Annotated in this window: 23 protein-coding genes; 1 reads left to right on the top strand and 22 read right to left on the bottom strand. The window is 36.8% G+C overall.

What is annotated here, in order from left to right; genetic code table 11:
- Nucleotide 1: 1 nt before the first annotated feature.
- The 10 genes from HYG79_RS15445 to HYG79_RS15490 form a co-directional block, all read right to left on the bottom strand.
- Nucleotides 2–607, bottom strand: coding sequence for a sugar transferase (locus HYG79_RS15445; RefSeq protein ID WP_179242964.1), 606 nt, complete (start codon nt 605–607; stop codon nt 2–4).
- A gap of 4 nt (nt 608–611) precedes the next feature.
- Complete coding sequence (locus tag HYG79_RS15450) at nt 612–854, bottom strand: acyl carrier protein (RefSeq protein ID WP_179242965.1); 243 nt, start codon at nt 852–854, stop codon at nt 612–614.
- A gap of 44 nt (nt 855–898) precedes the next feature.
- Nucleotides 899–1,990 carry a GNAT family N-acetyltransferase gene (locus HYG79_RS15455; protein WP_179242966.1) on the bottom strand — a complete coding sequence of 364 codons (1,092 nt, stop codon included), beginning with the start codon at nt 1,988–1,990 and terminating at the stop codon, nt 899–901.
- A 3-nt stretch (nt 1,991–1,993) separates the two neighbouring features.
- On the bottom strand, nt 1,994–2,620 hold the full coding sequence (locus HYG79_RS15460; RefSeq protein ID WP_179242967.1) for a sugar transferase: 627 nt from the start codon (nt 2,618–2,620) through the stop codon (nt 1,994–1,996).
- 98 nt (nt 2,621–2,718) lie between these two features.
- Nucleotides 2,719–3,894: a GNAT family N-acetyltransferase gene (locus HYG79_RS15465; protein WP_179242968.1), complete on the bottom strand. Its 1,176-nt coding sequence runs from the start codon at nt 3,892–3,894 to the stop codon at nt 2,719–2,721.
- A 36-nt stretch (nt 3,895–3,930) separates the two neighbouring features.
- On the bottom strand, nt 3,931–5,100 hold the full coding sequence (locus HYG79_RS15470; protein ID WP_228027886.1) for a glycosyltransferase family 4 protein: 1,170 nt from the start codon (nt 5,098–5,100) through the stop codon (nt 3,931–3,933).
- Between the two features lie 127 nt (nt 5,101–5,227).
- The gene (locus HYG79_RS15475; RefSeq protein WP_179242969.1) at nt 5,228–6,145 is read right to left on the bottom strand and encodes a hypothetical protein; all 918 of its coding nucleotides are present in this window, start codon (nt 6,143–6,145) and stop codon (nt 5,228–5,230) included.
- Nucleotides 6,146–6,155: 10 nt separating this feature from the next.
- The gene (locus tag HYG79_RS15480) at nt 6,156–7,601 is read right to left on the bottom strand and encodes an MBOAT family O-acyltransferase (RefSeq protein WP_179242970.1); all 1,446 of its coding nucleotides are present in this window, start codon (nt 7,599–7,601) and stop codon (nt 6,156–6,158) included.
- Between the two features lie 10 nt (nt 7,602–7,611).
- On the bottom strand, nt 7,612–7,851 hold the full coding sequence (locus tag HYG79_RS15485) for an acyl carrier protein (protein ID WP_179242971.1): 240 nt from the start codon (nt 7,849–7,851) through the stop codon (nt 7,612–7,614).
- Nucleotides 7,844–9,367, bottom strand: a complete 1,524-nt coding sequence (locus HYG79_RS15490) for an amino acid adenylation domain-containing protein (protein ID WP_179242972.1) — start codon at nt 9,365–9,367, stop codon at nt 7,844–7,846. Before HYG79_RS15490 ends, HYG79_RS15485 begins: the two co-directional genes overlap by 8 nt.
- Nucleotides 9,368–9,690: 323 nt before the next feature.
- Between HYG79_RS15490 and HYG79_RS15495 the strand changes: the two genes are divergently transcribed.
- The gene (locus HYG79_RS15495; RefSeq protein ID WP_179242973.1) at nt 9,691–11,727 is read left to right on the top strand and encodes a right-handed parallel beta-helix repeat-containing protein; all 2,037 of its coding nucleotides are present in this window, start codon (nt 9,691–9,693) and stop codon (nt 11,725–11,727) included.
- 21 nt (nt 11,728–11,748) lie between these two features.
- On the opposite strand, the gene HYG79_RS15500 is transcribed toward HYG79_RS15495, so the two are convergent.
- The 12 genes from HYG79_RS15500 to HYG79_RS15555 form a co-directional block, all read right to left on the bottom strand.
- Nucleotides 11,749–13,155 (bottom strand): phenylacetate--CoA ligase family protein, encoded by a 1,407-nt coding sequence (locus HYG79_RS15500; protein ID WP_179242974.1) that lies wholly within the window; start codon nt 13,153–13,155, stop codon nt 11,749–11,751.
- Nucleotides 13,156–13,158: 3 nt separating this feature from the next.
- Nucleotides 13,159–14,286, bottom strand: a complete 1,128-nt coding sequence (locus HYG79_RS15505) for a glycosyltransferase family 1 protein (protein WP_179242975.1) — start codon at nt 14,284–14,286, stop codon at nt 13,159–13,161.
- On the bottom strand, nt 14,286–15,176 hold the full coding sequence (locus tag HYG79_RS15510; RefSeq protein WP_179242976.1) for a glycosyltransferase family 2 protein: 891 nt from the start codon (nt 15,174–15,176) through the stop codon (nt 14,286–14,288). Before HYG79_RS15510 ends, HYG79_RS15505 begins: the two co-directional genes overlap by 1 nt.
- 94 nt (nt 15,177–15,270) lie before the next feature.
- Entirely contained in the window at nt 15,271–16,365 is a 1,095-nt protein-coding gene (locus tag HYG79_RS15515; RefSeq protein WP_179242977.1) for an EpsG family protein, read from the bottom strand.
- Entirely contained in the window at nt 16,358–16,957 is a 600-nt protein-coding gene (locus HYG79_RS18245; RefSeq protein WP_317168461.1) for a serine O-acetyltransferase, read from the bottom strand. Before HYG79_RS18245 ends, HYG79_RS15515 begins: the two co-directional genes overlap by 8 nt.
- A gap of 34 nt (nt 16,958–16,991) precedes the next feature.
- Nucleotides 16,992–18,194: a glycosyltransferase gene (locus HYG79_RS15525; protein WP_179242978.1), complete on the bottom strand. Its 1,203-nt coding sequence runs from the start codon at nt 18,192–18,194 to the stop codon at nt 16,992–16,994.
- A gap of 2 nt (nt 18,195–18,196) precedes the next feature.
- Entirely contained in the window at nt 18,197–19,303 is a 1,107-nt protein-coding gene (locus HYG79_RS15530; RefSeq protein ID WP_179242979.1) for a glycosyltransferase family 4 protein, read from the bottom strand.
- Between the two features lie 21 nt (nt 19,304–19,324).
- Nucleotides 19,325–20,290 (bottom strand): polysaccharide pyruvyl transferase family protein, encoded by a 966-nt coding sequence (locus HYG79_RS15535; RefSeq protein ID WP_179242980.1) that lies wholly within the window; start codon nt 20,288–20,290, stop codon nt 19,325–19,327.
- Nucleotides 20,291–20,307: 17 nt separating this feature from the next.
- On the bottom strand, nt 20,308–21,594 hold the full coding sequence (locus tag HYG79_RS15540) for a hypothetical protein (protein WP_179242981.1): 1,287 nt from the start codon (nt 21,592–21,594) through the stop codon (nt 20,308–20,310).
- Entirely contained in the window at nt 21,594–23,114 is a 1,521-nt protein-coding gene (locus tag HYG79_RS15545) for a lipopolysaccharide biosynthesis protein (protein WP_179242982.1), read from the bottom strand. The genes HYG79_RS15540 and HYG79_RS15545 overlap by 1 nt, the downstream gene beginning before the upstream one ends.
- 29 nt (nt 23,115–23,143) lie before the next feature.
- Nucleotides 23,144–24,424 (bottom strand): nucleotide sugar dehydrogenase, encoded by a 1,281-nt coding sequence (locus tag HYG79_RS15550; protein WP_179242983.1) that lies wholly within the window; start codon nt 24,422–24,424, stop codon nt 23,144–23,146.
- A 6-nt stretch (nt 24,425–24,430) separates the two neighbouring features.
- Entirely contained in the window at nt 24,431–25,759 is a 1,329-nt protein-coding gene (locus tag HYG79_RS15555; RefSeq protein ID WP_179242984.1) for a UDP-glucose dehydrogenase family protein, read from the bottom strand.

Genomic DNA, 25,759 nt, shown 5'->3' on the forward strand with positions numbered 1-25,759 from the left:
TTTAATTATTGCCATTAAATGGCTCCATATTTACTGTTTTTGAACTATTGATATCTTCTTTGAGAAAAACTTTTTTAATGGTCAGGAAAATAATTCTACAGTCTAATAAGAACGTAATATTTTGCACATACCAAATATCCAATTTAAATTTTTCGTCCCAAGTTATAGTATTTCTGCCATTTACCTGTGCCCAACCCGTTACCCCAGGTTTCAATTGGTGTCGTTGTCTTTGAAAATCATTATATAAACTTAAATATTTTGGCAATAAAGGTCTTGGCCCTACCAAACTCATATCACCTTTGATTATGTTTATTAACTGGGGTATTTCATCCAAAGAATAATTACGTATGAAATGACCAAAATTTGTTATTCTATCGGCATAAGGCAATAGCTTACCGTCACTATCTGTCTTATCGTTCATAGATTTAAACTTGATGATATTGAAAATTTTCTCGTTTTTGCCCGGTCTTTTCTGAAAAAAAAATGGTTTGCCCCTATTGAGTATGAATAGTACTATTGTAATTGCTATGAAAATGGGAGATAGTATGATTAGGCCCACACTAGCCAAAACTATATCAAAAATTCTTTTTATAATCAATGTATACATATGATTATCCCAATTTAGAACTGATTATATGGTTTAAATCTTCAATATTCTTTAGCCCCATTAAATCCATTAATTTAAACTTTATACCAAGCTTTTCTTCGATATCGTTTATGATCATCATATGGGTTATAGAATCCCAACCATCTATATCTTTGGCAGTAGTCTCATTTTTTAGCTCAAAATCATCATGTCCCAAAATTTTGGTAAATGAAGCTTGTATGATTTCTTGAATGTTTTTTTCTGGCATTGTATAAATAAATAGTATTGTGTTTATGATATGTGTTTTTGGTATCAAACAAATTGACCATCCTGTTCTTTGGTCTTCAGGTCAACTATTTGAGCATCTATGCTATTATGAGCCCAGGCTGTTTTTAAAACATTGTACACAAAAACTTTTGTGAAGTTTTTACTTATATGTTTTGCCAACTTTTCATTATCCGTAAAAATATAACTTCGCTTTAATGCGATACAATTTTCAATTAAAGCATTTACGGCGCTATCAAAATTATTGTCGGATACCAAAAAATATTTTATGTAGGCTTCGTTTCCAAAACTTAACAATGAAATAAATGCTATGATATTGGATTCTGAGTATACATTAAAGGTTTTTATCTCTACAGTGGTGTTCGTACCGCCAATTCTTGCCGTGTTATGTATTTTATCGTAAATCGGCGCGGCAATATATTGTTCTTGGGAAAGTTGCCAGCTTACATATGCCCTATCTTTTTTGATAAGATCGTTTTTGAGAAATTTTTCTGCAAATCGCCATGTGTTTACATCAATTTCATGTATGTACTCGTATGACAACTCTTTTGTTTTATTTTTTAATTTGACCTTGTTCCAGCTGTTGACCAATTTAAATGAAATTGTCTCGAACAATGATAAGATTGCTCTTGTTGGCTTTAAAAAGGGAAATTTCACAATAATGCTGTCGACATTCAGGCTAAAGAATATGGTAAATCTTTTACGATTCTGAATAGGCGTAAAGGGTTGTTTTCTATAAAATTCGTTCGCAGATTCAGCATTTGACTTTACCAATACTTTATGTCCCATTCGTTTTAGGGCATCATTGTACATATACATTCCCAAAACGGTATCTTGGTATTCTTTTTGCACCCACCATTCGTTCATCCAATATACCTTGGCAGAAGAATCCGTATTTAGTTCATCAGCTATTATGTGAATAAATGCAATCAATTTTTCATCTGCAAGACCGATCATTAAGCATGTATCTTCTTCCTCAATACGAGGCGAACGTAACATCCATAACACCTTATTTTTTGAGATAACCAGTGGGCCGGCTTTTTCCCAAAACTCGTTAGTTTCCGCAATAGTTCTAAGTTGTGCCTTATTATAAACTTTTACCTCAATGTTTTCTGTCATACCTCAAACCTGTTCTAGTTCTCTTTTCCTTTCAACATCAAAATATTCATTGACTTTATTCGTCGCAACGGCTACATCACTTGAATACAATACTTTCAAAACTGTTTTAAACAGTATTTTTAAATCTAAAAATAGACTTAAGTTTTCCGCATAATGTACGTCTAATTCAAATTTTTTCTTCCAACTTATATAATTTCTTCCAGAAACCTGTGCCAATCCGGTTATACCAGGTTTGACGGAGTGTCTTAGCTTTTCCCGTTGCGAGTAGTAGGGTAGGTACCTGATTAATAAAGGCCTTGGTCCTACAAAACTCATATCTCCTTTGATTACATTTAAAATTTGAGGTATTTCGTCTAAAGATGACTTTCTTAAAAAAGCACCAAACTTGGTTATTCTTAGATGATCGGGCAATAAATCACCTTTATCATCCACAGTGTCCAGCATTGATTTGAATTTGAGGGCCGAGAAGATTTTTTCATTTTTACCGGGTCTTTTTTGTACAAAGAAAGGATTCTTTTTTAGGCTAGTGTACAAAACAATCATGATAACAATAAAAATGGGTGTCAGTAACAAAAACAAAATTACACCGGTAATGAAATCCAATAGTGGTTTGAAAATATAACGGTACATGTGCGCAAATGTATCAATAGTTTTAGAATGGTCTATTTTTTTATAATATTAATAGATGTATCACTTTTTTCCAAGGTCAACTAACGCTCGCTGGTTTATTACAGTGGTTTACTCTTCACAAATTGGACTGTTACAGCTTGTTTCGATGTTTTAATCAAAAACTTGTTTTCATCGGTTATCATTTTGTATGCGGTTAAATTCTTTTTGTTTTCAATGGCCATATATAAAAAATCATTGATATGCCTTTTTAAAAAATCGTATTTTGAATTTTCAAAAGGTATTTTTTCCCAAGTTTTTAATTCAACGGGATTTTGTACTATATCTACTTGTGGTGCCGTATTTTCCATAGTCTCTTTCTTCCTTTTGAAGCTTCGGATTCTTGCCCTAACCTTATCGTATGGTTCATATGCTTTTTTATAGCATAATTCTTTACAATACGCTTTACAATAAAGGGCAAAACCGGATAGTCGAGTTAATATATTTTTTGTTGAATACAATACCTGATGCTGAAAATTATAGATATTGTTACTCCATTCACGCTTATAATCCAAGTCCCCCATCCCAAGTTCATACATATAATGCTCGTTTTTAAGGCACCAATCTATTTTTCGATAAATTTCTATATTTCCTAAACTGAATTTTGAATAATCTATATCATATGCGGAAACCAAACTGAAAAGTTTACCATGAAAGTGGTGGCCTAGCGAAATGGCTATGGGCTTGTCACTGTCATAAATAACGTACATAGATGCCTTTTTTTCGTTTATCAAGGAAAAAAAAATAGTCTTTATACGGTCCCATTGTGTTAGGGTATGGCTTTCTGCTTGGCGTTCGTCAAAGCGTCTTTGTATCATTTTGAAAGCTTTGTCTATAAGAATATCATAATCGGCCCTGTCAATAGATCCATAAAACATTTTCGTAGTAATATCAAAACAGGTTTCTAACCTTCTCGCCCTTTTTCTTATCGTCTTCGCATTGCTTCTAAAACGATTTTTGATATAAGCGTCGGCACTATCAAAATGGGAGAGGTCCAATGCATACCCTTTGAAATATTGATCAATTTTTTTCACTTTAAAATGCTGGGCTTTACATTGCGGTACTATGTATTCAGGAATAAAAAAGATTGAGTAAATTTTATCGTGTACCGTTTTCTCCCTTACATTTTTGATTACTGAAGTATCTTCTCGGTTCTTGAAAATTATATTGGAATATATTTCGGGAATTCGTTTTTTTTCGTAAAACTCAAAAAAGAAATCCAATTGTGATTTTTTCATTTAGTTCCTATAAGTTAGTACAAGGTGAAAAATAGATCAAGAACGTTTTACGCTATTTTCAAGTGTTTGATAAACTTTTAAAATTTCACTCCAAATGTAATGTTGTTCATACCTTGATACAATGAGCTGCCTACATTTATCCGCATCGTAAATTAAGGCATTTTCACAAAACAATTTCATTTTGTCGTATAGTGCCTTTGCGCTTTTTGTCTCGATTATGGTACCGTTTTCCCCTTCGACGATAATCTCGTTGCATCCATTTATATTGGTCACTATACTGTATACTTTCATGGCGCCTGCCTGCATGACCACATTGGGAAAACCCTCTCTGTAGCTTGGGAAAACAAGGGCATCGGTAATGGCAAAATATGGTCTAACATCGGTTTGCCATCCTACGCTCAAAATATTGGGGTTCGTATCAATATGTTTTTCCGTTTCTGGCAAAAGTGGATCCAAAAGTTTTTCATATTTACCTACAAGTAATAACTTAACATTATCATACGTACCGGAAATTCTTTGGAAAGCCTCAATAAGTTCGTTAATACCTTTATCTTTTACGAGTCTGCCTACAAATGTGAAAACAATATGGTTCTCGTTAATACCCAAAGAACCTTTAAGTTTGGCTTTATCCTCTTCGTTGAAGAGCGCAGGGTCAAAATGTGAGGTATTGATACCGTTTGAACTGCCTTCACCAATTATTTTCAGCTTTTTTTCAGAAGTAAACCCGTTGTTTAATATGATATCTTTCAATCCTTGGGAATTGGGATAAATCATTGAAGCACAACCGTAAGTTATCTTTTCTACGGTGTTCAACAAAACACGCTTTAACCCTTTAGCTTCAACCAGGGGAAGACCTGCAATAGTATGTAAACGAAACCGTACCCCTGCTAATTTCGCAGCCAGCATGGCTACCGTTCCTGCTTTTGGGGTATGGCTATGTACTATAAAAGGCTTTTCATTCTTGAAAATGCGGTACAGTTGAATAACGGCTTTTATATCTTTAATAGGTGTTATTTTTCTTGTCATTTCAACGGGAATAACCTTGATCTCCTCTTGGGTATGTACCTTTTCCAAACCTTTACCTCCGCTAGAAATACCAATAACCTCATAATGTTGGTTCATAAAGCGAAGCTGCCCTCTTAAGAGTCCTGTTAGGGAATTTGGTACAGTCGTAATCCTTATTATTTTTTGTTTTTTTGTTTCCAAGCTATGACGTTATGGTTTTATATAGTGGGGGAGCATGCTAAAAACAACTTGTTTCAGTACCTGTCAAAGGTAAGAATAGCAAATGATCAACTCTGCATAAGCTATGTTTTTGTGTCATTTTATATTATTAATACTTGAGAATTGAATCACATAGGTCTCTTGTGAATTTTTTGCCATCGTATTTGTTGATGTGGTGCCCGTCATAGGTTTGATACGGCATCTTGCCCTTGTATAGGTTAAAATCAAAATATTTGATCGTGTTTTTTGTTGTAATGGAATCAATTAGACGGTTAAACTCCGGATAATATTTTTTTTCAAGTAATAAAAAGTCCTTATCTATGGGCATTCGCACAACAAACACTTCCCCGTGGTTTTGTAGTTTTTTTATTAAAGTATCCAAGTTTCTCAGCCGTATTCGCGAAATATAAAATTTATCCCTGTCCTTTAGAAACGATGCTATTTGACCTTTTTTCCACTTGTTTAACACAAGGGTATCTTTAGGTAGGTTTGACTCCTCTAGCCAACCATCTTTATGCAGTGTTGCCTTTTTTCTAAAGGCAGCTTTAAAATTAAAAAAACGGGAATTCTTGAATAAATACTCAAAATTTGGGTTCATACTCACGAAACTCATGTTATGAGGTGGCTGATCGGCTTCCCTAAACTCATCGTTCGCATTATCAAACCCTATTTTTGAGGTCAACATTTCTGGAGTAAGGGAGAGTATAAACAATCCATTTTTGGCGTTTTCATCCAATTTTCTCTCAATGCTCTCATTATAGGGTGGGCCAATGATCGCTTGGGCTATGGTAAAACTATAATTAAACATGGGTAACTCGTATTTATTTGATTCAAAAAAGTCATTTATTACCTGAGGCTGAATACCTTGTAGACTTCTTGAATCACCTATAATCATAGATTTTGCCTTGGGGGTGGTAAACTTGTTGTAGAAATAATCGATATTGGCACCATATGCCAACAAGAAAAAACAAGTGATACCTAAACACAGCAGCAAAAAAAATGACATTTTAATCAATAATTTTTTCATACGCAACTGATTAAAATTGAAAATATATGAATGAATCAGAACTTTTGCCAAAAAGCAAAAGCAGTAAAAAAATGAACATATAAATAGCCCAACGTAACAGTGTTGGCATATAGTTTATCTCAAAATCATGTTTTCTGTTTTTATTGATCCATTCCATAAAAAAGAAAAAACTTATGATAACCGCCATATATCCTAAATTAACGCCAAAAGGGGCAAAAAGATAAGCCCCGGTTTTACAGGATAAAATGTTCCAAATATAATGGGCTCCCATGGTTATGGTCTCAGAACCAAAGAAAACTGCCGTTAATGCTACGATTAAAAACAATCCAACGCCCTTAGCTCCATTCAAAAGAACATGTCTTGCCGGTTTATCTTTTGAATTCGCAGACCCCAAAAGATTGCCTTTGTATACAATGGGTATAAAATAAAGCCCATGAAGGAGACCATAAACGATAAAGGTCCAATTGGCCCCATGCCATAGACCAACCAAAACAAAAGTGGCTACGATAGCGGTAACAAGACCAAATTTTTTATGAGCTCTTAGCGTAAATGATAGGGGCGTAAAAACATAATCCATCATCCAGGTGGTCAAAGAAATATGCCACCCACGCCAAAAGTCGGCTATATTGGTCGAAAAAAACGGGGTGGCGAAATTTTTTGTGAGTTGTATGCCCAATAGTTTTGAAACCCCGATAGCCATATTGGAATACCCAGAAAAGTCGGCATATAGTTGTATGGTGTAAAATAATGCCCCTACCAAGAGCATGGTCCATGGTTCATTGGTGTAATTATCAAAAATGGGCCTTACAATACCGGCACAATTCTCAGCTACTACCATTTTGGCGAATAGCCCCCATAGTATCTGCCTTAGGCCATCTATAATAACGCTATCCGAAAAAATACGTTCTTTTTTTATCTGTGGTAAAAAGCTACCGGCACGCTCAATAGGTCCTGAAAGTATTTTTGGAAAATAGGCCGTAAAAATGGTAAAATGGACTATATTTTTTTCAGCTTTGATCTGTTCGTTAAAAACATCCAACAAATACCCTATGTTCTGAAAGGTAAAAAAACTAATGCCCAAGGGAACGATAATATGTAGTGAACTGTATTCCTGTGCCGTCTCGGTAAGGTTCAATACACTAAAAAAAGAACTTATAAAAAAGTTCAAATATTTAAAATACAGCAATAATCCTATGTTGAAAACCAGACCCGCGTATAAAAAGCGTTGTTTCGATTTTTCTTTTTTGACCTTCTCTATTTGTAAGCCAACATAATAATTGGTCAGTATACAAAACACCAAAAGGGTCAAAAAACGCCAATCTGTAAGTGCATAAAAGTACAGGCTGGTTACAAGGATAAATAGGTTCTGTATTTTTTTTTTGTTTTTGAACAAGGTCCAATACAACAAGAAAACACAAAACATAAAGAAAGCAAACCCAAATGAGTTGAATACCACGAGTATGTTTTTAGAGTTTGGACTGTATTACCTCTATAAGGGAACCCATATTTTTTAGCTTGTTCAGGTCGCGTAATTTAAACTTGATACCGAACTCCTTTTCTATTTGGGTTATGATGAGCATATGCGAAAGCGAATCCCAACCATCAACATCTTTAGCGGTAAGTTCGTCATGTATGCTAAAATCATCATGCTCTAAAATATCGGCCAGCGTTTGCCGTATGGTATGTACGATTTGATCTCTATTCATTGTTCGGCGTTGAGTTTTCAATCTTTTTTCCCAAAAAAAGAGAGGTTAATTGTTTTCTGTCGGTTTTACCATTGGTATTTAGTGGAAAAACATCCATAAACCGTGTTTGGGTCGGTATCATATACACGGGCATTTTTGATTTCATATGCGCCATGACGGGCTTAATATCCATTTTTTCTCCTTCAATGACCAGTCCTATTTCCGTATTGCCCATTTTATTTTTAAAGGCTACTGCAACAGCATTTTTTTTATCCAATGCTTGTTTTGCATATAATTCTACCTCGGATAGCTCTACACGAAAACCCTGTATTTTAGCTTGGAAATCTACACGCCCTGAGTACATGATGTCGCCGTCGCCGTCCATAAAACAAAGATCACCTGTTTTGTAGAACCTTGTTTCTTTGCCCATATAAGTAGTGGTAAAAAAAGTAGCGTTGTTTTTTTCCGGATTCTTCCAATAACCTCTCGTGAGCTGGGCACCTCCTAAACAAAGTTCACCTTTTTCACCTGGCGGGAGTATTTTTTGGTCGTCGTTTACGATAATGGTATGCACCCCTTTCATGGGTTTCCCTATTGACAGAACACCGTTATGGGATTTATTTTCCCCACTCCTGTTATAAACAAGCTCGGTACAAAAAATGGTGTCCTCGGTTGGCCCGTACACGTTCATTATCGTTGCATTGGGGATACAATTGGCCCATTCTTGCGTTACGTCCAAAGGTAATGCCTCACCACAGAACAGGTTGTTTTTCATGCTAGTACAATTGATCTCGCTAAAATAGGGCCTCAGGTATTGTAAGATCGAGGGTACCATAAGGGCAAAGGTCAATTGCTTGTCCTCCATTAATTCCACTATGTAGCCATATTTTATAGTGTCGTCCGGTATGGTATATACACAGGCGCCTTTGAGTAGCGGTATAAGGTAGGACATTACCGACAGGTCAAACGTTAGTTCGAACATCTGCAAGCATTTGTCGGTGTGGTCTATGGTACAAACCATTTGATCGAACGCCTTGCAAAAAGCGATCAGATTTGAAAAGGTAATGGGCACTCCCTTGGGTGTTCCCGTAGTGCCCGAGGTAAAAAAAATATAGGCTAGGCTATCGTTGTCATAATCACCCCCCCTATCTTGTAAAGAAGCGTTGACCAAGGGTTCGGTGTCAATAATCAGATATTCGTCATACCCGGGAACTTCCTTTGCGGATAATAAAATGTGTACCTCGGCTTGCTGTAACACACTTTGGTTTCTTTCTTTGGGACTGGTTAAACTTATAGGTACATATGCTTTGTTTTCTAACCAGCAGGCTAAAATCGATGCGTAGGTTTCGAGCGAATCGGATAAGACCAAACCCATGTGTTCGTTCTCTTCTTTTGCATTTGACCTTATGGCATTTCGTATCCCGTTTACCTTTTGTTCCAGTTGCCCATAGGTATAGTGATTGTTTGCTATACAAAAGGCATTTAGTTCCCTGTTTTTTTCAAAACTGGACAGAAGTTCTTTTTGTAGACTTTGCATGTCGATAACTTGATGGGTAAAAATAAAGCGAACCTACTAACAATTCATCGATAAAGGGCTAAATTGTCCTTGAAACGATTAATTTAGTCGACAGCATTAATTTTTACATGTTATGGGGAGAACGTTTATATTGTAAATATACAAACGCTAAAATCAAATTATATTTTACGATAGTGTGTATTTCATCGATTTTTTTGTTAAAAAAAACCTTAAAAACGTCTAAAAATATTTTAAGGCCGTAAAACGGATGTAGTTCATCGAAAAAATAAAACAATTTGACGGACTATTCGTTAAAATTTAAAAGATTTGTAAAAACAAACCAAATGAAAAAATCATCCCTGTTTCTTAAGTTAAGCCTACTTGCCCTTCTTTTTATCTCATTCCCACTTGTATCTTGTCAAAATGATGAATTGTTTGAGGATATTTTTGCCCAGAACGCCGACGATGATACCACAGATGGGGACGATACCGGCGGAGATGATACCGGTGGGGACGACACGAATACCGACGGCGGTAACCCAGATGGTAAATTGGATATCAACACCACACCATGCGACTACACATTAAGTAGCGTTGCCGCGGGAGCCACTATGGAAATAGAGTGCCAGTTGGATCTAGGTGGATCCACCATAGATCTCCCTTCTGATGTTACGTTGCTCTACAAAGGTGGCGAAATCATTAATGGTACCTTAAATTTTGGTACGGGCGGTAAGATAGATGGTAATTTGCTAAATCAATTTTTAGAGGTAGAGGGCAATATCATCTTGACTAGCGATACGTTTTTGTTTTATCCGGAACGTTGGGACTTTGTACAAGGTAGAACCACTTCTGAAAGGGCACAAACCAACAACTTTAATTTGGAGCATCTTTTTGAAAAAACAAAGCTACTTGGGGCGACCACTTTTTCGATAAATGAATTTGATGCTTACTTTGAAATTTCCAAGGTAACCAGTACAACGACCAATCAAAACTACTATCCTTCCCGTGAAGCAGTCAATCTTCCATCGGATTTTACCTTAAGAATGACAGAAAACACGCATTTGAGAACACAACCAAATGGTGGTAAAGAAGGTGTGCTTATTTCATTCAGGGATGTGTCAAATTCATCAATTGTTGGCGGTAATTTGCATGGGGAAAGAGATGAACATGATTACTCAGGAATAAGAGATGGAGAGGGAGGTAATCATCTAATGGTAATTCACGGCGCTAATAATATAACAGTAGACGGAGTAAATATAAGTGATGGTTCCAAAGGTGGTTTGTTTATTAACTCTATCGGATTTACTTTTCAGCCCGATTATATACCAGCAAATAACATTGTTATCAAGAACTGTGTTTTTGAAAGAAATAGAAGAATGTCTGTTGCATTGACTGATGGTAACAATATTTTATTCGAAGGAAATACCTTTATCGATACGGCACTACCAACTCAAAATTCGGATGGCGGGGTTGTTGGCTTTGCGGTCAATATCGAAGCTGTTAGAACAAGAGATGATAGTGGAAATTTAGTCTTGTATGAAAGGGTGTATGATGTAACTTTAAGAAATAACATTGAACAAGGTAGTAGGGTAGGGGCTTTCAATATCTATACAGGGGAAAATGTTGTTATAGAAAATAATCAGTTAGAAAATAAAGTCAGTTGGAGCTATGCTTCTGGAGCTAGGATAAGACAAAATACCTTCACGGCCTCAGAAAAGTCCAAGGATAGCCCTGCGATAAGCGCGGGAGGTTCTGGAGAAACCGTATTTGATAATCAAATTACCGATAATTTAATAATTGGATATGGTATTGGAATTTCAGCTTATCACAAAGATTTAGAAATTTCAAAAAACAAAATCCAAGACGCCCGAATAGCTATACAGGTTAAGAACGCATCAAACATGAATATTTCGGACAATGAAATAACTAGTAATGATTTATCGAGTAGGGGCGTGATGGTTCATATTACTGCCGCAAATTCAATAACAATTTCTCAGAATGATATAAACGTAAAATCAGACCCTTTATATTTTGTACGAGTGAACCAAAATGCAGGTGAAGAAAACAACAAATTAATAGTTTCGGATAATATGTTCAATTCAGATAAAAAATTTACTTTTTCTGAAACTAGAGGCGTAGAATTTAAAAATAATACTTGCAATACTGGAATTCAATTATTAGGTGTAAATAATTTTGAACTAACTAATAACAATATTACTACCGCTGATAGTGACGGGATTCGCTTGACAAATAATAATTCAGATATTGATATAAGCGGTAATACTATTTCTGTTCCACCAAATACTAGGTATAGATGTATCAATAATGACTCAAGTACTTCATCAAGAGTAAATATTGAATCAAACAATATTTGTCAATAATATATAAATTCAGGATAGGCCTCAATTATTAAAGTCTATCCTGAATTTTCTTTTAACCGCTACAAATTTTCCGTTGGCCCCCAATGGTATTTTATCTACCTTGTTTATGGTGTAATCAACTTTTTCACCTAATCTGTCCTTGAGGTTTTGAAGCAATTCTTTTTCAATACCCGTATCAAATTCATGGTTTGTAATAAGATTTACCAAAACCGTATTTTCCGCTTTTTGGATAATTTGTCCTTTTACAATACCCTTTAAACTTTTATAAGCTGTATCCATACGGCCAACATATCCTTTTTCCTTAGTCCAAAGCATATCATCTTCCCTTCCCGTTAGTTTTTCGATCATGGGCATTTGGCACCCGCATGAACACACTTTATCCTCTGTGGCCAATAAAACCGTATCCTCTATATTATAGCGTATCAAAGGTGTCTTTAAATTGGTGAAACTGGTGACTACCAATTGTGCTATTTCATTGGGTTTCGCAGGTTTGCCAGCATTGTTGATAAATTCAAAAACGCCCGAATCCAAATTTAGATGCAGATTACCTTTGGTACATTCGGTAATAAAGGGGCTGCCTTCACTTGAAGCATATTGATTATAAACATGGCAGTTGAATGCTCTTTCTATTTCGGTTCGTTGATAATCATATAAAGTTTCGGCCGTAACGGCGATCGCCTTAGGGTTGAAAACAAGTTTAATGTTATTTTCGTTGATGAATTTGCTTATCACATATATAGCCGATGGGTAGCCATCTAAAAGAACCGGTTTAAACGTATTGAGTTTTTTTGCGTATTCTGGTAAATTAGCATCCGTGAGATGATAGGTGGACATCAACAATTGCCTTTCGGAACGATTGTACATCCAAAAAGGAGGCTTTTTTGTTTCCGGCCGCACCATTAACCTGCCCGAAAAACGAACTTGTTTTACTTTTAGGCCTATCCCTATAGTATTGTGAAACCTACGCCATAATGCGAACGATCTATTTATAGATTCCAAATCCAAATAATTGATAGTTGGCGATCCAGATGTTCCACTGGTATAACCAACTCCGGCCAGTTTTCTTTTTGTGTTTACAATGCTATCCGCATTTTGCTTTCTTTCACTTTTGGTAAGAATGGGCATTTTTGCTAAAATAAGAAATGGGTCTTTTTGAATTTCATCCTCTTTTATTTTAAGCTTTTTCATTATAGCGCTATACCAGTCCGAATACAAATATGCTTCGTACAACACCATAGCCAACTTTTTACTTTGATATTTTTGAATAGTGGCCGTATCTGCTGCCCAAAGCGTATTATATTCTTCTAAATACTCATAAAAAGCTTTTGTGTACCTTTTTTTGCTATTCTGATACCCCTTAATGTTGAGTAAAATAAACTTGAAGGGATAAGGTAAATACCTATAAATTTTTTCTACAATCTTTGCCATGTCCTAAACTATTTGTGAGCTGTAAAAGGCCTGAATGTCCTGTACGTTTTTATGAATGTCATAATTCCCCTTCACGATCAACTCGGTATTGTCCTTTTTCTGTACCGGATGGTGATTTAAAATCGTGCTCGCCCAATAAGAAGGGCTTTGGTCCAAAGAAACAAACTCGATATTTGGTGTAAGTGCAACTTCTTTGGTTATGGTGTCAGACGCTACGACTTGAAGCCCTGCCGCTTGCGCTTCGATCAGGGTAACGGGCAGGCCTTCATAAAAGGAAGGGAAAACAAATACATCCATAACCTGTATGAGTTCGTGAATATTGGATCTTACCCCCATAAAATGTACCTTATCGTAAACGCCCAGGCTCTTTGCCTTTGCCTTTATCGTTTTTTGCAGGGTACCATCACCGATCAACAACAGCGTACATTCGGGATTTTTTTTAAGGGTTTCGGCAAAGATCTCCAGTAAAAAAAGATGGTTTTTTTGATCATTAAAGCGACCAATGTGGCCCAGCACCAGTTTACCTTCCAGACCCATATCAATAGAATATTTTTTGGCAAGTTGGGCGTTGTAAGCGAATTTACTTGTATCTATGGCATTGTTCATGGTCTTGAAAGAAACACCGCTCCCGAACAGCCACTCACCCGCTTTTGTACCGCAAGAAAATAGGTGCGACGCATATTTTTTCACGTTCTTTCTTAATTGTAGCTTAACGACTTTTTTAAGTGCTTCCTTAGGTTTTTTTAGGTCAGAAACCTGTATTTTTTCCAGCGCAATATGTGCATGGGCAATCCTACAGGCAATATTGAACTCTTTGGCGATTTTTAGCGGAAAAGAACTGAACGTGTTTAAGTGGGAATGTACAATGCGGTAATTTTTATGCTCCTTAAAAAACACTCTTAAAGCCGCATAATACTTTTTTGGCGTTACCGGGTTAATGGCGGGCATTCTGTAAATTTTACCGCCCATATGTATGATTTCATCTTCAAAATCACCCTTTTCTTCACGATGTACCAAAAAATCGAACTGTATTTTGCTACGGTCTATTTTTCTATAATAGTTCATTATCATAGACTCTGCGCCGCCGCGCCCCATTGTGGTGAAGACTTGTAATATTCTCTCAGGCTGCATTATAATTGTCCTTTTGTTTTTATTCTAATGTATATGTTCAATAGTACCCCAAAGGGTATGGCCAAGAGGGTAGTCCATTTTTTAGGGGACTCTTTAAGAAACCTCCCATTTTTGGTAAACAACGCACAGGATACGTAATGTATCGCATTTTTAAACTTGTCCTTAAAATTCCTTGCATACCTCATTCTACTTTTTCTGGAGAATGCAAAACCTTTGGGATGTCTTCTGTACTGCTTTAGCATATTCATGCTAGAGCCGTCCTGTTGATATTCAACAATACAAAAAACCTCGTTTACGGGCATTAGTCTGTAATCTTGATCTATGAGCTGGTATAGATATCCCAATGGCACAAAACGTTCCCCTTCAAAAATAGGGTAGGGGGGGTATTTTTTGACCACAGCGGTACGATACACCAATTTTTTATCCCCAAGAACCTTATGTGTGTTGTACACATCGTACAAGGTGGTTTTCTTTATGTTTTCGGGTATTTTTGTGCCGATGATGTTTCCTTTTTTGTCCGCATCCAAACCCACCAGCCCTGCAAATTTTTCGATTCCTTCAATTTTTTTCCAATTCTCGAGAATTTTTTGAACGGCGTCATCGGGCATATAATCATCACTGTCAATACACACGTTCAACGTTGTTTTTATAAGCCTGTATGCGGCATTGTGGCCACCGTGCATTCCCAAATTAGCCTGATAATGGTATTGTATGTCGATTTTGTTTTCCTTGATCCAGGCATCCACTATTTCCTTGGTGTTATCGGTAGACCCATCGTCTATGATAAGCCATATAAAATCTTGATTGGTCTGCGCGACCATACTATCATATACTTGATGTAAGCAATACCCCCTATTGTAAGTTGGTGTAAATACAGTGATCGTTTTCATCTAATCCTTGTTTAGTTGTTCTTAAAGGCAAAACCTTATTTGCCCATGTCTATATCACTACCCATTTGAATGGTTATGGTTTATCTTAAAAACATCAGCCACTATAGAAATAATACATAAAATAGGTAAAGGCAAAGTATACCAGCATTATTTTGCCTATCATAAAATGTTGGTTTTTAAAGAACTGTTGTTTTAGCATAGGGTATATAATTACGATCGCCATCATAAACCAAGATAAATAGGCAAACCTATTGGAGTAATTGGCCCTAATGACCAAGACCCAAAACCCGTTACATATGAGATAGGTGTTAAAAAGTTGATGGTATAGTTTATCGTCAAAACCTCTTTTGATCACAAAATACCAACCGGCGAATACCGCAAAAGCACTATGGAACAAAAAATCCCAGCGAAAGCCTGTACTGGCAAACGTACCTTCTTCTGCCTGACCTGTTAAATAACCGGACAAACGATCATCTGCAAATCCCAAACCAGCAAATATGCCAATAAAAATACTACCTAAAACCAATGAGAAGGGTATGGTCGCCAGCCACCCTTTGAAATAATTTTTAGGATTATTATATATGTATGTGCAGATAAAGGCCAAAATGGGTAAAAACAATGTTTTATGAAACATGGTCGCCAACAAAAACAATATGGCCATGACCACTTTTTTATGATGATAGCTTACTCCCCACAAAAACAATGAACATGCCGCACCATTTCTCATTCCATTTACGCCATAAGTCCAAAATGAAAAGGATACCACGAACATAAAAAAGGCGTAATACCAATACTCTTTAAAAAAGGTTTTCGAAATCTTGAATAATGGAAAAATATAAATAAAACCAACTACCGTAAAAAAAGTATGTATTGATGTATTGTTGGCCATAAACTTCATAAAAACATGCCAGCCATAATCCCCAACCTCTTTAATCTCGCCCCCGTATTTATAATAGTCATAAGTGAAAGCATAGTTCACTGTATCACCAAATCTGCCACTTACTGGTCTTTGCCCTATGTAGAGAATAAGAAATACCAAAATTAAAAACCCGGAAATTTGTATGAAGGCTATATTTCTTGGATCGTTCAAATCCAAAACACGCGTATGAAACAGCGTAAACAATACCAAGAAAAAACAAAGGTTTATGTATATGGGATAGTATAAGTCTATAGGTACAAAATCAAACATTTTTTTTGGTATTTGATTTGTTTACTTTGATGCCATCCAGTTTTACGATTTTAGCTGGGTTGCCCACCACTACGGCATTGTTGGGTACATCTTTAACCACAACCGCACCTGCACCTATTTGGCAATTATCACCAATGGTAATATCACCAATAACGATCGCCCCAGTGTAAATAGATACATTATTTCCTATGGTAGGTCTTTTGCCGTTTACCTCACCAACGGTGACCAAATGGTTTACATAAAAATTTTCCCCAATGCTATTAGCATTAAGAATAGTGCAATATGGATGCCCTGTTAGAATACCACCGCCTATTTTTGTTCTTATATCAATGGTGAAATTAGTTTGTTTTCTACAATAGATATTCAATAAATGGGCAATAGCACCTCTAGTTCTATAATAAAAAATTGTCCTAAAATCTGGCGATTGTCTCAAAAAGGTCATTAATAGCGTTATACTGCTTTTGTTTATTTTTTTTTCAGTTGCCCATCTTTTTAAGTCTACATCAATAATCTTTTTATTTTGATGCATTGTGTACAAAAGAACATGTGGTATCAACAAAAAGTTATATAATAATATGTATAATTTCCTCATATGTTAAGCACATTTATAACATTTATCGTCAAAACTATTCTAAATAACGGGTAGCTACTTTTTCCAAATCGAACTTAGACAGTAAATCCTGTTTATTCTTCAATAATCTATCTTTATAATCTTCAGATTCCAATATCAATAGCATTGATTCTGCCAAGTCATACTCTTCTTTTATAAATGCTGAACTGTTAGGTATGCCAAGAGTACCTTTATACAGATTTGGAGTTATAATACCTGCCTCAACTTGAACACTTTTATCGGTGACTTCAACATCGTTCAAACTCATGAGTTCAATTACCCCTTTCGTACAGCATGATGACACTATGGGAGTTCCCACACAAATTGATTCTACTATAACATTGGGTGTGCCTTCGTAGTGTGATGCCAAAGCAAGTACTCTTGATTTCGCCAAATATTTATACGGGTTACTTTTTCTGCCGAGAAAAAAGATATTGTTTTCTATACCTAACCTGGCAATCTCGGATTTTATATATTTTTCAACACCGGCATCGCCATCACCTATTAAAACTAACTTAGCATCATTCTTTTCTTTTAATACTAGAGCGAAAGCTTTTACCAAGTGCCAGGGAGATTTTTGTGTTGAAAGTCTCCCAAGAAACAAAACTGTATTTTCAGTAAACAAATCAATTTCGTTGGAATCTACGATTGGTTCTTTGGCCTTACCGTTAATTTCTACAACATCATGTGGATTATAGATAACTGTAAGTTTTTCCTTGAATTTAAAGTTGCATTTATCTATAAGGTCTTCCTTGATGGCATTACTGATACATACGACCTTATTTAGCCCGCCATAGGTATATTTATATCCAAACCTAGTCATTTTGCTCAGTAAAGAGTTATTGCTTAATTCTACACTTTTTAAAGCGTGAATGCTGGCTATTTTATAATCGCTCGTAAACGTCAAGGAGCTATATACGTTAGGCATTGCACCAAAGGCAATGGAATGTGTGATTTTATATTTCTTTATTATTTTACGTAGCTCAAAGGGTGCTGACAAATAAAAAGACAATCTTGAAATTTTGGACATTTCACTAAAATCTTTTTTGGATAAGTAAAGCTCATCATCATTGAAGTTTATGATATCATTCTCAAGTTTAATGAACTTTAGCGCTTTTACATTGTACCCCTTTTTTTTATAAAAATTATAAAAAGAATAAGCGAGCCTTTCCATTCCTCCAACACCTCCATAGGGTAATATCAGTAAGATGTTTTTCATAATTATTTTCGAGTAAGATTTTTAAACAATAAATCCCACTTAGCGGCTATTTGCTCCGGCAGGTATTGTTGTACGTCTTTTCGTGCCTGTCTCCCCATCTTGATCCTTTTATCTTTATCTGAAATTAATTCGCAAATCGCGCTGGCCAAGCCAGCGATATCGTTATTTTCAACCAAGATACCGTTGTTTTCATGCTGTATGATATCCGATGGGCCAAAAGGGCAATCAAAAGAGATACAGGGAACACTATAAGCCATAGCCTCTGTAAGCACCATCCCAAAGCCTTCATACCTAGATGACATGACGTACAATGATGATTCGCTATATTTTTGGCCTATATCTTTAACGGGGCCATAAAAGTTAACGGTTTTACTTATGTTGAGTTGTTCGGCCAATGCTTCAAGCCCTTGCTCTTTGTCTATGGTACCATAAATATCCAAAACCCATGATGGATTTGATTCCTGCACTTTTTGCCAGCTTTTTAACAAACGGTCATACCCCTTTTGAAAGCTATGTTTGCCCACAGCAAGCACCTTTTTGTTTTCTAGGGAACTCAGTTGTTTTTTATCGGGAAAAAACGATAACGGATTCGGTATTATTTTTATATTTTTCAGATGCCACTCCTTGGCATTCCCGTGGGTCAACACTACAAAACTATCGTAGCGCCCTCCGGAAAAGTTCATTAACCTAAATTTGATATTAACCCAAAGCTTATCTAAACCTGAGTTTTTGTCTTTTTTTATCTCTACACTTTTCGATACATGTCTTTCATATATCATAGGGTACTTTTTACCTGTGATTATGGGAAGAAAAAGCCCTTTTAAACCATCGTCACAAACCAATACAATGTCTGGCTCTAGGCGGTCTATAGTTTTTCTTATCCCTTTTCTATATTGTAAGAGATAGCTTACTGGATTCCCCTTTGCATTGATATTGTGAAAATTAATTCTGGAGCTAAAATCGTAAAAAAGATCGGTCTCCTTTTGGTTTAGGGTCACCACATGAACGTCGTACGTATATTGCTCGGCAAAATAGCTAGCCTTTATGGATAGTACCCTTTCCAACCCTCCCGGACCATCAATTCTATTTACAATATATAAGAGTCTCATCTACGAAGGCGTTACATACTATTATATTCTTGCCCTTACCTTTTCTTTTAGAGCATTGGCCAAATCGTGATGCTTTTCCAGATTTTTTACTTTGGTATCCGCATCAATTTTTCCGTTTAGGTCAAAATTTGACGTAAACTCGCCCGTAGTACTGTTTATATCAACCCTGTTAAAAAGTTCCAAAATACCCTCAAAACGGCAAGAATCCACAAAACTGTCAAACCCATTGACAAATATCACGGGCGTCCCTAAGGCCAAACAGGGCAAGGCACAATGTATTCGTGAAGTAATGACCAGTTTTGCTCTTGCATATTTATCCAAAAGCTCCTCGGCCATCTTAAATTTTTCCTCATCCGAGTATGTGTTTGAAGGCGGTTCCTGATTCACGAATTCAGCCGATTCCAAAAGCGCTGCGCTTATAAATTTCTTTAAATGTCTTTTCTTTTTTCCCAGTAAAAAGGCTTTGCCGTTTAAAATATTCTTAACCGTGTGCTTGGCGTTATAAAATATTTTTTCCGGTCTTGGATAGCTGTATAGGGGATCAACGATGTATACATTGTCTCCCCGTTCGGAATCGTCTACCTTATAGGAATCCAAGGTTAAGGTAAGGCATCCCGTAAAATAGGCATCAATTCCCTTGTTGTTCAAAGTATCGGCTGTAAATTGATCCCTACAACCAATGGGCCCATGCTTTTTCAAATAGGCAATGCCTTTTTCGCTTAGCATAAAAGGGGCTGCGGTATTGTTCATATGAAAGGAAACAAAAATGGGGTCAATATCTTCCGAAGGCACCCAATTATGAATGTTATGGGTAAACCAACCGTTCATAATCAGTTTAACCTTTTCCCCTTTATATTCCCCAAGCTTTTCACGATTCAAAAAAATATCTACCTGAGGTAAAAACTGCTTGGCAGCCAAACTTTGTACATTGTCACCTACGTTAAAGAAATTTTTATTCTCGTCGTAGGTCAATAAACCATATTTCATATGTTCTAATTTATCTTTTATCGTTTAAGTCTTTTGTATAACTTGTACATACCGGAAAACTTGTTTCTCAACAAAAATTTCATATTTTTTTTCTCGGTTTGCGGATTATCTATTTTTTCTTGTAAAATCGTATCTATTTTACCGTTGGCGATTTCTCTTAAACGCTGCAGTTCTAATGTTGTATCCTTAAAAGTAAACGGTTCCTCCGCGTTTTTGGCTTTTTGCATCAACTCCCACCAAAAATATTGCATCCCCACGCTGGCGCCTCCACGATCGAGCACTTTGTACATTTCATCGTAAAATGTCCCATCTACCGCAAAACCATAATTATTTGGGTTTTCCCCGGCCAAGACCAAACCAAGGATAGTACGGTAACACTTTTCACAATTACTGCAATTAAAATCGGTATTTCTTTCCGAATAACAAACCCGAAGTCGAAAAGCGGTGCCTTTCTCTTTCCTGAAATTGGCTATTAAATCTACTTTATCCTGCCGTTTAAGCTCGTAACCATCATGTTTTACCTGTAAGCCCGCCCAACTGATTTTTTCGTCAATATCGGGAGTGGATCCCCAGGCCACCGCAACTTGCTCGGTATATGACGAGGCAATACACAAAGTATCATAACCCTTCAAATAAGAAACTGGGGCTACCGAACCTATTAATGAAAGCCCATGCTGAACCTTTCCCCACCAGCCTATATCTTTCAACAACAACTCCACTTGGTACGTGTAAAAGGCCCTTACGTTGGATTCTATGTATATTTTTTGGTTTTGCTCCAATAATTTTTCATTTTCGATAAAACCCGTAAAATCGTTCCATTGCGTTTTGTCCTCTATTGACATATCTGCGCCAAGAATGGTAATGAGGTCTGGGCTTTGGTCAAAATACCTGATGTAGGTGGCATAGGCATCTACGCCACCGCTGAAAAGCATGGCGGTATTGGTGACATTGTTTTTTTTATTGATCGAATTTTCAATTTCCTTTCGAAAGCTCAACTTGCCACCCAAATTATAGTTTGGGTACTGTTCGGCAAATTGTTTTTTGACCGATTCTACACTATTTGCAAAGCCTTTATCGATTTCCCCTACTCTAATTTCAAAATCACCAAACCATGATATAGGAAGAACGTTGCATAAAAAAGGAATTACCGCAATACTTTCGGGAACACCTGATACATTTTCTTCATATTTAATATAAAACGGATTCTTTTTATCAAAGAATTTTTTGCAATTGGCAGAAGTAGAATACTTGTAATCAATTCTTTTGCCACCGTCTTTAAAATCAATAGTATCAAGTACCAGCATTATGCATTTACTTTTAATTTATTAAAAAGGGGGGACAAGGTTTTTTTCATTAATTGCTTTTCAAAACGTATGGTTCCCAATGTAAACATCAACAGGATGTATACGGCACTATACAAGACCGCCTTTATAATAAAATTCAACCAACCTTGACCAGGCACCATATTTATTGCATACCCGATAATCAAAGTCAAAACGAACACGGGTAAAGTTTTGTGCAATAACTCTTTAAAGAAACGTAATATATTGATTTGTATTACTTTGTGGTAGTAATAATTCATCACATTCTGTACTACCACCCAACCGGCTACAGATCCGGAAATCATACCAACGGCACCATAGGTTTTTGCCAAGAAACCGCCAAGCACGGTACCTAAAATCAAAAAAACAAGATAGATGATAGCTTTGAACGACAGTTTGTTCCTAGCTTCGAGTATTGAATTACCAAAACCTTGTACCAAGGGGAGCGTGTACGCAAACATGATTATTAGGGCTATTAGCCAAGAATTATGATAAGACTCGCCCACCCATAAATACACGAATTGCTTACCGTACAAAAGAAAAGCCCCCAAAATATACATTAGCGCAATGAATGATAACCTACCTATCTTTATCATCATGTCGGTCAATTGTTCCGGGGTAGCATTATGCACTGTCATTTGGGTAGCCCTTGGTAGGAAAACACCCGAGATTGCTGTTGAAAAAGCGCCGTAATACGTACCAAGCATAACACCAACGGCAAAAATAGCTACTGTTACAGGATTAGCCACTATACCGAGCACCATTTGCCCTACTCTCCATTGAAATTGACCTACCAGTACGAAAATAAAAATCCAAATGGAGTAACCGAAAATTTTTCTTAAAAGCCTTTTGTTAAAGTCATGAAGCTTGAATTTGACTTTTAGATTCCTGAAAACATAAACCATCATTATAGTGATGAATATGACATTGAGCGATACATCCAGTATTACCATAGAAACCGCATCACCGCCCAAAAGCAAAACCCCGACCACGAGCAAAGACCTCAATACATAACGAATAATCTTCGTCATTTTAGGAAACACAAATTTTTCATACCCAAAACAAACACCATCAAAAACACCCGCAGGAAGAACAATTGCCAAAGAAACTATGAGTATGGCAAACATTATTTTTGCACTCTCCATTTGTTTTGGGTTCAACGAGTTTTCAAATATTGAGTCTATATTGAAGTAACAAATCGTACCAACAATAATTACCAATGTTGATATCACTGCATAAATAATCATGGTCGTGGCCAAAAAATTCTCTTCTCCTTCTTTATCCTTTTCCGCCCTATATTTTGCTACAAAACGAACCACGGTATTTGTGAGACCAAAGTCCAACACGGCAATATAACCTACAAAGGCACCTATGAGCGTATACAGCCCATATTCTGCATCACCCAATTGTTTTATGATGAATGGGGTAAGAAACAACCCTACTACATTTGTTAATATAATGGTAGTATAGTTAAGAAAAGCACCTTTTTTAAGTTGACTCAATTTTAATTATTTAGTGGATATTTGGGATTTTATAGGCGTCCATTCACCTTTTCCTCAAGTATGCCCTTAACATCATAAACAATACCCTCGGGCAATACTAAATCTGACAACTGCAACTTTAAAAATTCTTTATGTGCCACTGTTAAAATAACAGCATCAAACTTTGTTTGCGGTAATTTTTGAGTTGTTTCAAGTTTATACTCGTGCTTGACTTCTTCTGGGTTTGCCCATGGGTCGTAAACGGTAACGTCCATGCCAAAATCCTTCAGGTTTCGTATGACATCTACCGCTCGCGTATTTCTCACGTCCGGACAGTTTTCCTTAAAAGTGATGCCCAACACCAGTACTCTGGCATTTTTAATCTTGATATCTTCCTTTACCATCAACTTTACTACTTCCGAAGCTACATAAGGCCCCATACTGTCATTTAATCTTCGCCCTGCCAGTATTATTTCCGGGTGGTATCCAAACTCCTGTGCGCGCTGTGCCAAATAGTAGGGGTCTACCCCAATACAATGCCCACCGACCAAGCCGGGCTTGAAGGGGAGAAAGTTCCATTTGGTACCTGCTGCTTCCAGAACGGCATGGGTATCAATATCCATTAAATTAAAAATTTTGGCCAGCTCGTTAACAAATGCAATGTTGATGTCACGTTGCGAGTTTTCTATCACCTTCGCCGCCTCTGCAACTTTGATAGTAGGTGCTAAATGCGTACCTGCCGTAATTACGGACTTGTAGAGCAAATCTACCTTTTGTCCAATTTCTGGAGTAGAGCCAGATGTGACCTTTAGTATTTTTTCAACGGTATGCTCTTTGTCACCCGGGTTTATACGCTCTGGCGAATAACCGGCATAAAAATCAACATTAAAGGCAAGACCGCTCGTCTTTTCAAGTACGGGAATACATTCTTCTTCGGTGGCACCAGGGAAAACGGTTGATTCATAAATGACGATATCCCCTTTCTTTAATACCTTTCCTACGGTTTCACTGGACTTGTAGAGCGGGGTAAGGTCAGGTCTGTTATTTTTATCCACCGGGGTAGGGACAGTTATGATATAGTAATTACAATCTCTAATATCATCCAAATTATCCGAGCAGTAAAGCCCCGTATTCATAGTTGCGGAGTTGGATAAGACTTTTTTCAAAACATCATCTTCTATTTCTAATGTGCTGTCCTTGCCCGATTGTAACTCTTTAACCCTTTGTTGATTGATATCAAAACCGACTACGGGATACTTTGTGGCAAACAAACGGGCAAGCGGCAGACCCACATATCCCAAACCTATTACTGCAATTTTATCTGATTTCATCAATCTCTATTTTTTTCCTATTTGATAGTATTCAAATCCGTTCTTTAGCATTCTGGCATGGTTGTATTGATTTCTACCATCAAATATTATCGGTTGTTTCAATTGTTTTTTCAGTTCTTCAAAATCGGGAGACCTAAATTCTTTCCATTCCGTCAACAATATCATGGCATCCGAATTTTGGAGCGTCTTGTACTTAGAGTCGAAGTACGTTATATTTTTTGTGTCCTTTAAATAAAAATGTTGTGCTTCTTCTGTTGCTTTTGGGTCGTAGGCATGTATTTTAGCACCTCTTTTTACCAATTCCTTAATGATATATATTGATGGTGCCTCGCGCATATCGTCAGTTTCAGGCTTAAAGGCCAACCCCCAGATAGAAAAGGTCTTGTTGGTCAGATCTTCGCCAAACCTTTGAATTATTTTGTTGGCGATAACCAGTTTTTGTTTATCGTTCACATTTTCAACAGCACTGATCAATTCAGCGGTATATCCATTTTCTTCTGCGGTTTTTTTTAAGGCTTTTACATCTTTTGGAAAGCAGGACCCGCCATACCCACTGCCGGGATAAATAAAGCTATAGCCTATTCTACTATCCGAACCAATACCAATCCTTACCTTGTTTACATCTGCCCCTACCAATTCGCAAATATTGGCGATTTCGTTCATAAAAGAGATTTTCGTGGCCAACATGGCATTTGCCACATATTTGGTCATTTCGGCAGAACGCACATCCATCGTGATCAAACGATCCATACTGCTCCTGAAAAACGGTGCATACAATGCCCTCATCTTTTCGGTGGCCTCTTCATTGTCCGAACCTACAACGACCCTATCCGGTTTCATAAAATCGTTTATGGCATCCCCTTCCTTTAAAAATTCAGGATTTGACACCACATGAAAATCCATTGGCTCATTTCTATGGTCCAATTCTTTCTGTATGGCCGCCTTTACTTTGTCGGCCGTTCCCACAGGCACCGTAGACTTATCGACTATGATCAAGTTGTTGTGCATGTGTTGTCCTATCTCTTTGGCTACTTGAAGTACGTATTTTAGGTCGGCCGAACCGTCTTCTCCCATGGGTGTACCCACTGCTATAAAGGCGATATCACATTTTTCTAGGTGATTTTTGAGGTTTGTGCTAAAATACAAGGTTTTATTGCTGACATTGCGTTTTACCATTGTTTCCAACCCGGGCTCGTATATAGGTATTATACCATTTCTTAAGCCATCTATTTTTTTTTCATCTATGTCTATACAGGTAACCGTATTGCCCATTTCGGCAAAACAAGCACCACTAACAAGACCTACATAGCCCGTACCTATTATTGTTAAATTCAT

The sequence above is a fragment of the Costertonia aggregata genome (genome assembly GCF_013402795.1).
Lineage (GTDB): Bacteria > Bacteroidota > Bacteroidia > Flavobacteriales > Flavobacteriaceae > Costertonia > Costertonia aggregata.

Coding starts and splice junctions, on each gene's coding strand:
- HYG79_RS15445 (WP_179242964.1), bottom strand. CDS start 607: ATGTATACATTGATTATAAAAAGAATTTTTGATATAGTTTTGGCTAGT.
- HYG79_RS15450 (WP_179242965.1), bottom strand. CDS start 854: ATGCCAGAAAAAAACATTCAAGAAATCATACAAGCTTCATTTACCAAA.
- HYG79_RS15455 (WP_179242966.1), bottom strand. CDS start 1,990: ATGACAGAAAACATTGAGGTAAAAGTTTATAATAAGGCACAACTTAGA.
- HYG79_RS15460 (WP_179242967.1), bottom strand. CDS start 2,620: ATGTACCGTTATATTTTCAAACCACTATTGGATTTCATTACCGGTGTA.
- HYG79_RS15465 (WP_179242968.1), bottom strand. CDS start 3,894: ATGAAAAAATCACAATTGGATTTCTTTTTTGAGTTTTACGAAAAAAAA.
- HYG79_RS15475 (WP_179242969.1), bottom strand. CDS start 6,145: ATGAAAAAATTATTGATTAAAATGTCATTTTTTTTGCTGCTGTGTTTA.
- HYG79_RS15485 (WP_179242971.1), bottom strand. CDS start 7,851: ATGAATAGAGATCAAATCGTACATACCATACGGCAAACGCTGGCCGAT.
- HYG79_RS15490 (WP_179242972.1), bottom strand. CDS start 9,367: ATGCAAAGTCTACAAAAAGAACTTCTGTCCAGTTTTGAAAAAAACAGG.
- HYG79_RS15495 (WP_179242973.1), top strand. CDS start 9,691: ATGAAAAAATCATCCCTGTTTCTTAAGTTAAGCCTACTTGCCCTTCTT.
- HYG79_RS15500 (WP_179242974.1), bottom strand. CDS start 13,155: ATGGCAAAGATTGTAGAAAAAATTTATAGGTATTTACCTTATCCCTTC.
- HYG79_RS15505 (WP_179242975.1), bottom strand. CDS start 14,286: ATGCAGCCTGAGAGAATATTACAAGTCTTCACCACAATGGGGCGCGGC.
- HYG79_RS15510 (WP_179242976.1), bottom strand. CDS start 15,176: ATGAAAACGATCACTGTATTTACACCAACTTACAATAGGGGGTATTGC.
- HYG79_RS15515 (WP_179242977.1), bottom strand. CDS start 16,365: ATGTTTGATTTTGTACCTATAGACTTATACTATCCCATATACATAAAC.
- HYG79_RS18245 (WP_317168461.1), bottom strand. CDS start 16,957: ATGAGGAAATTATACATATTATTATATAACTTTTTGTTGATACCACAT.
- HYG79_RS15525 (WP_179242978.1), bottom strand. CDS start 18,194: ATGAAAAACATCTTACTGATATTACCCTATGGAGGTGTTGGAGGAATG.
- HYG79_RS15530 (WP_179242979.1), bottom strand. CDS start 19,303: ATGAGACTCTTATATATTGTAAATAGAATTGATGGTCCGGGAGGGTTG.
- HYG79_RS15535 (WP_179242980.1), bottom strand. CDS start 20,290: ATGAAATATGGTTTATTGACCTACGACGAGAATAAAAATTTCTTTAAC.
- HYG79_RS15540 (WP_179242981.1), bottom strand. CDS start 21,594: ATGCTGGTACTTGATACTATTGATTTTAAAGACGGTGGCAAAAGAATT.
- HYG79_RS15550 (WP_179242983.1), bottom strand. CDS start 24,424: ATGAAATCAGATAAAATTGCAGTAATAGGTTTGGGATATGTGGGTCTG.
- HYG79_RS15555 (WP_179242984.1), bottom strand. CDS start 25,759: ATGAATTTAACAATAATAGGTACGGGCTATGTAGGTCTTGTTAGTGGT.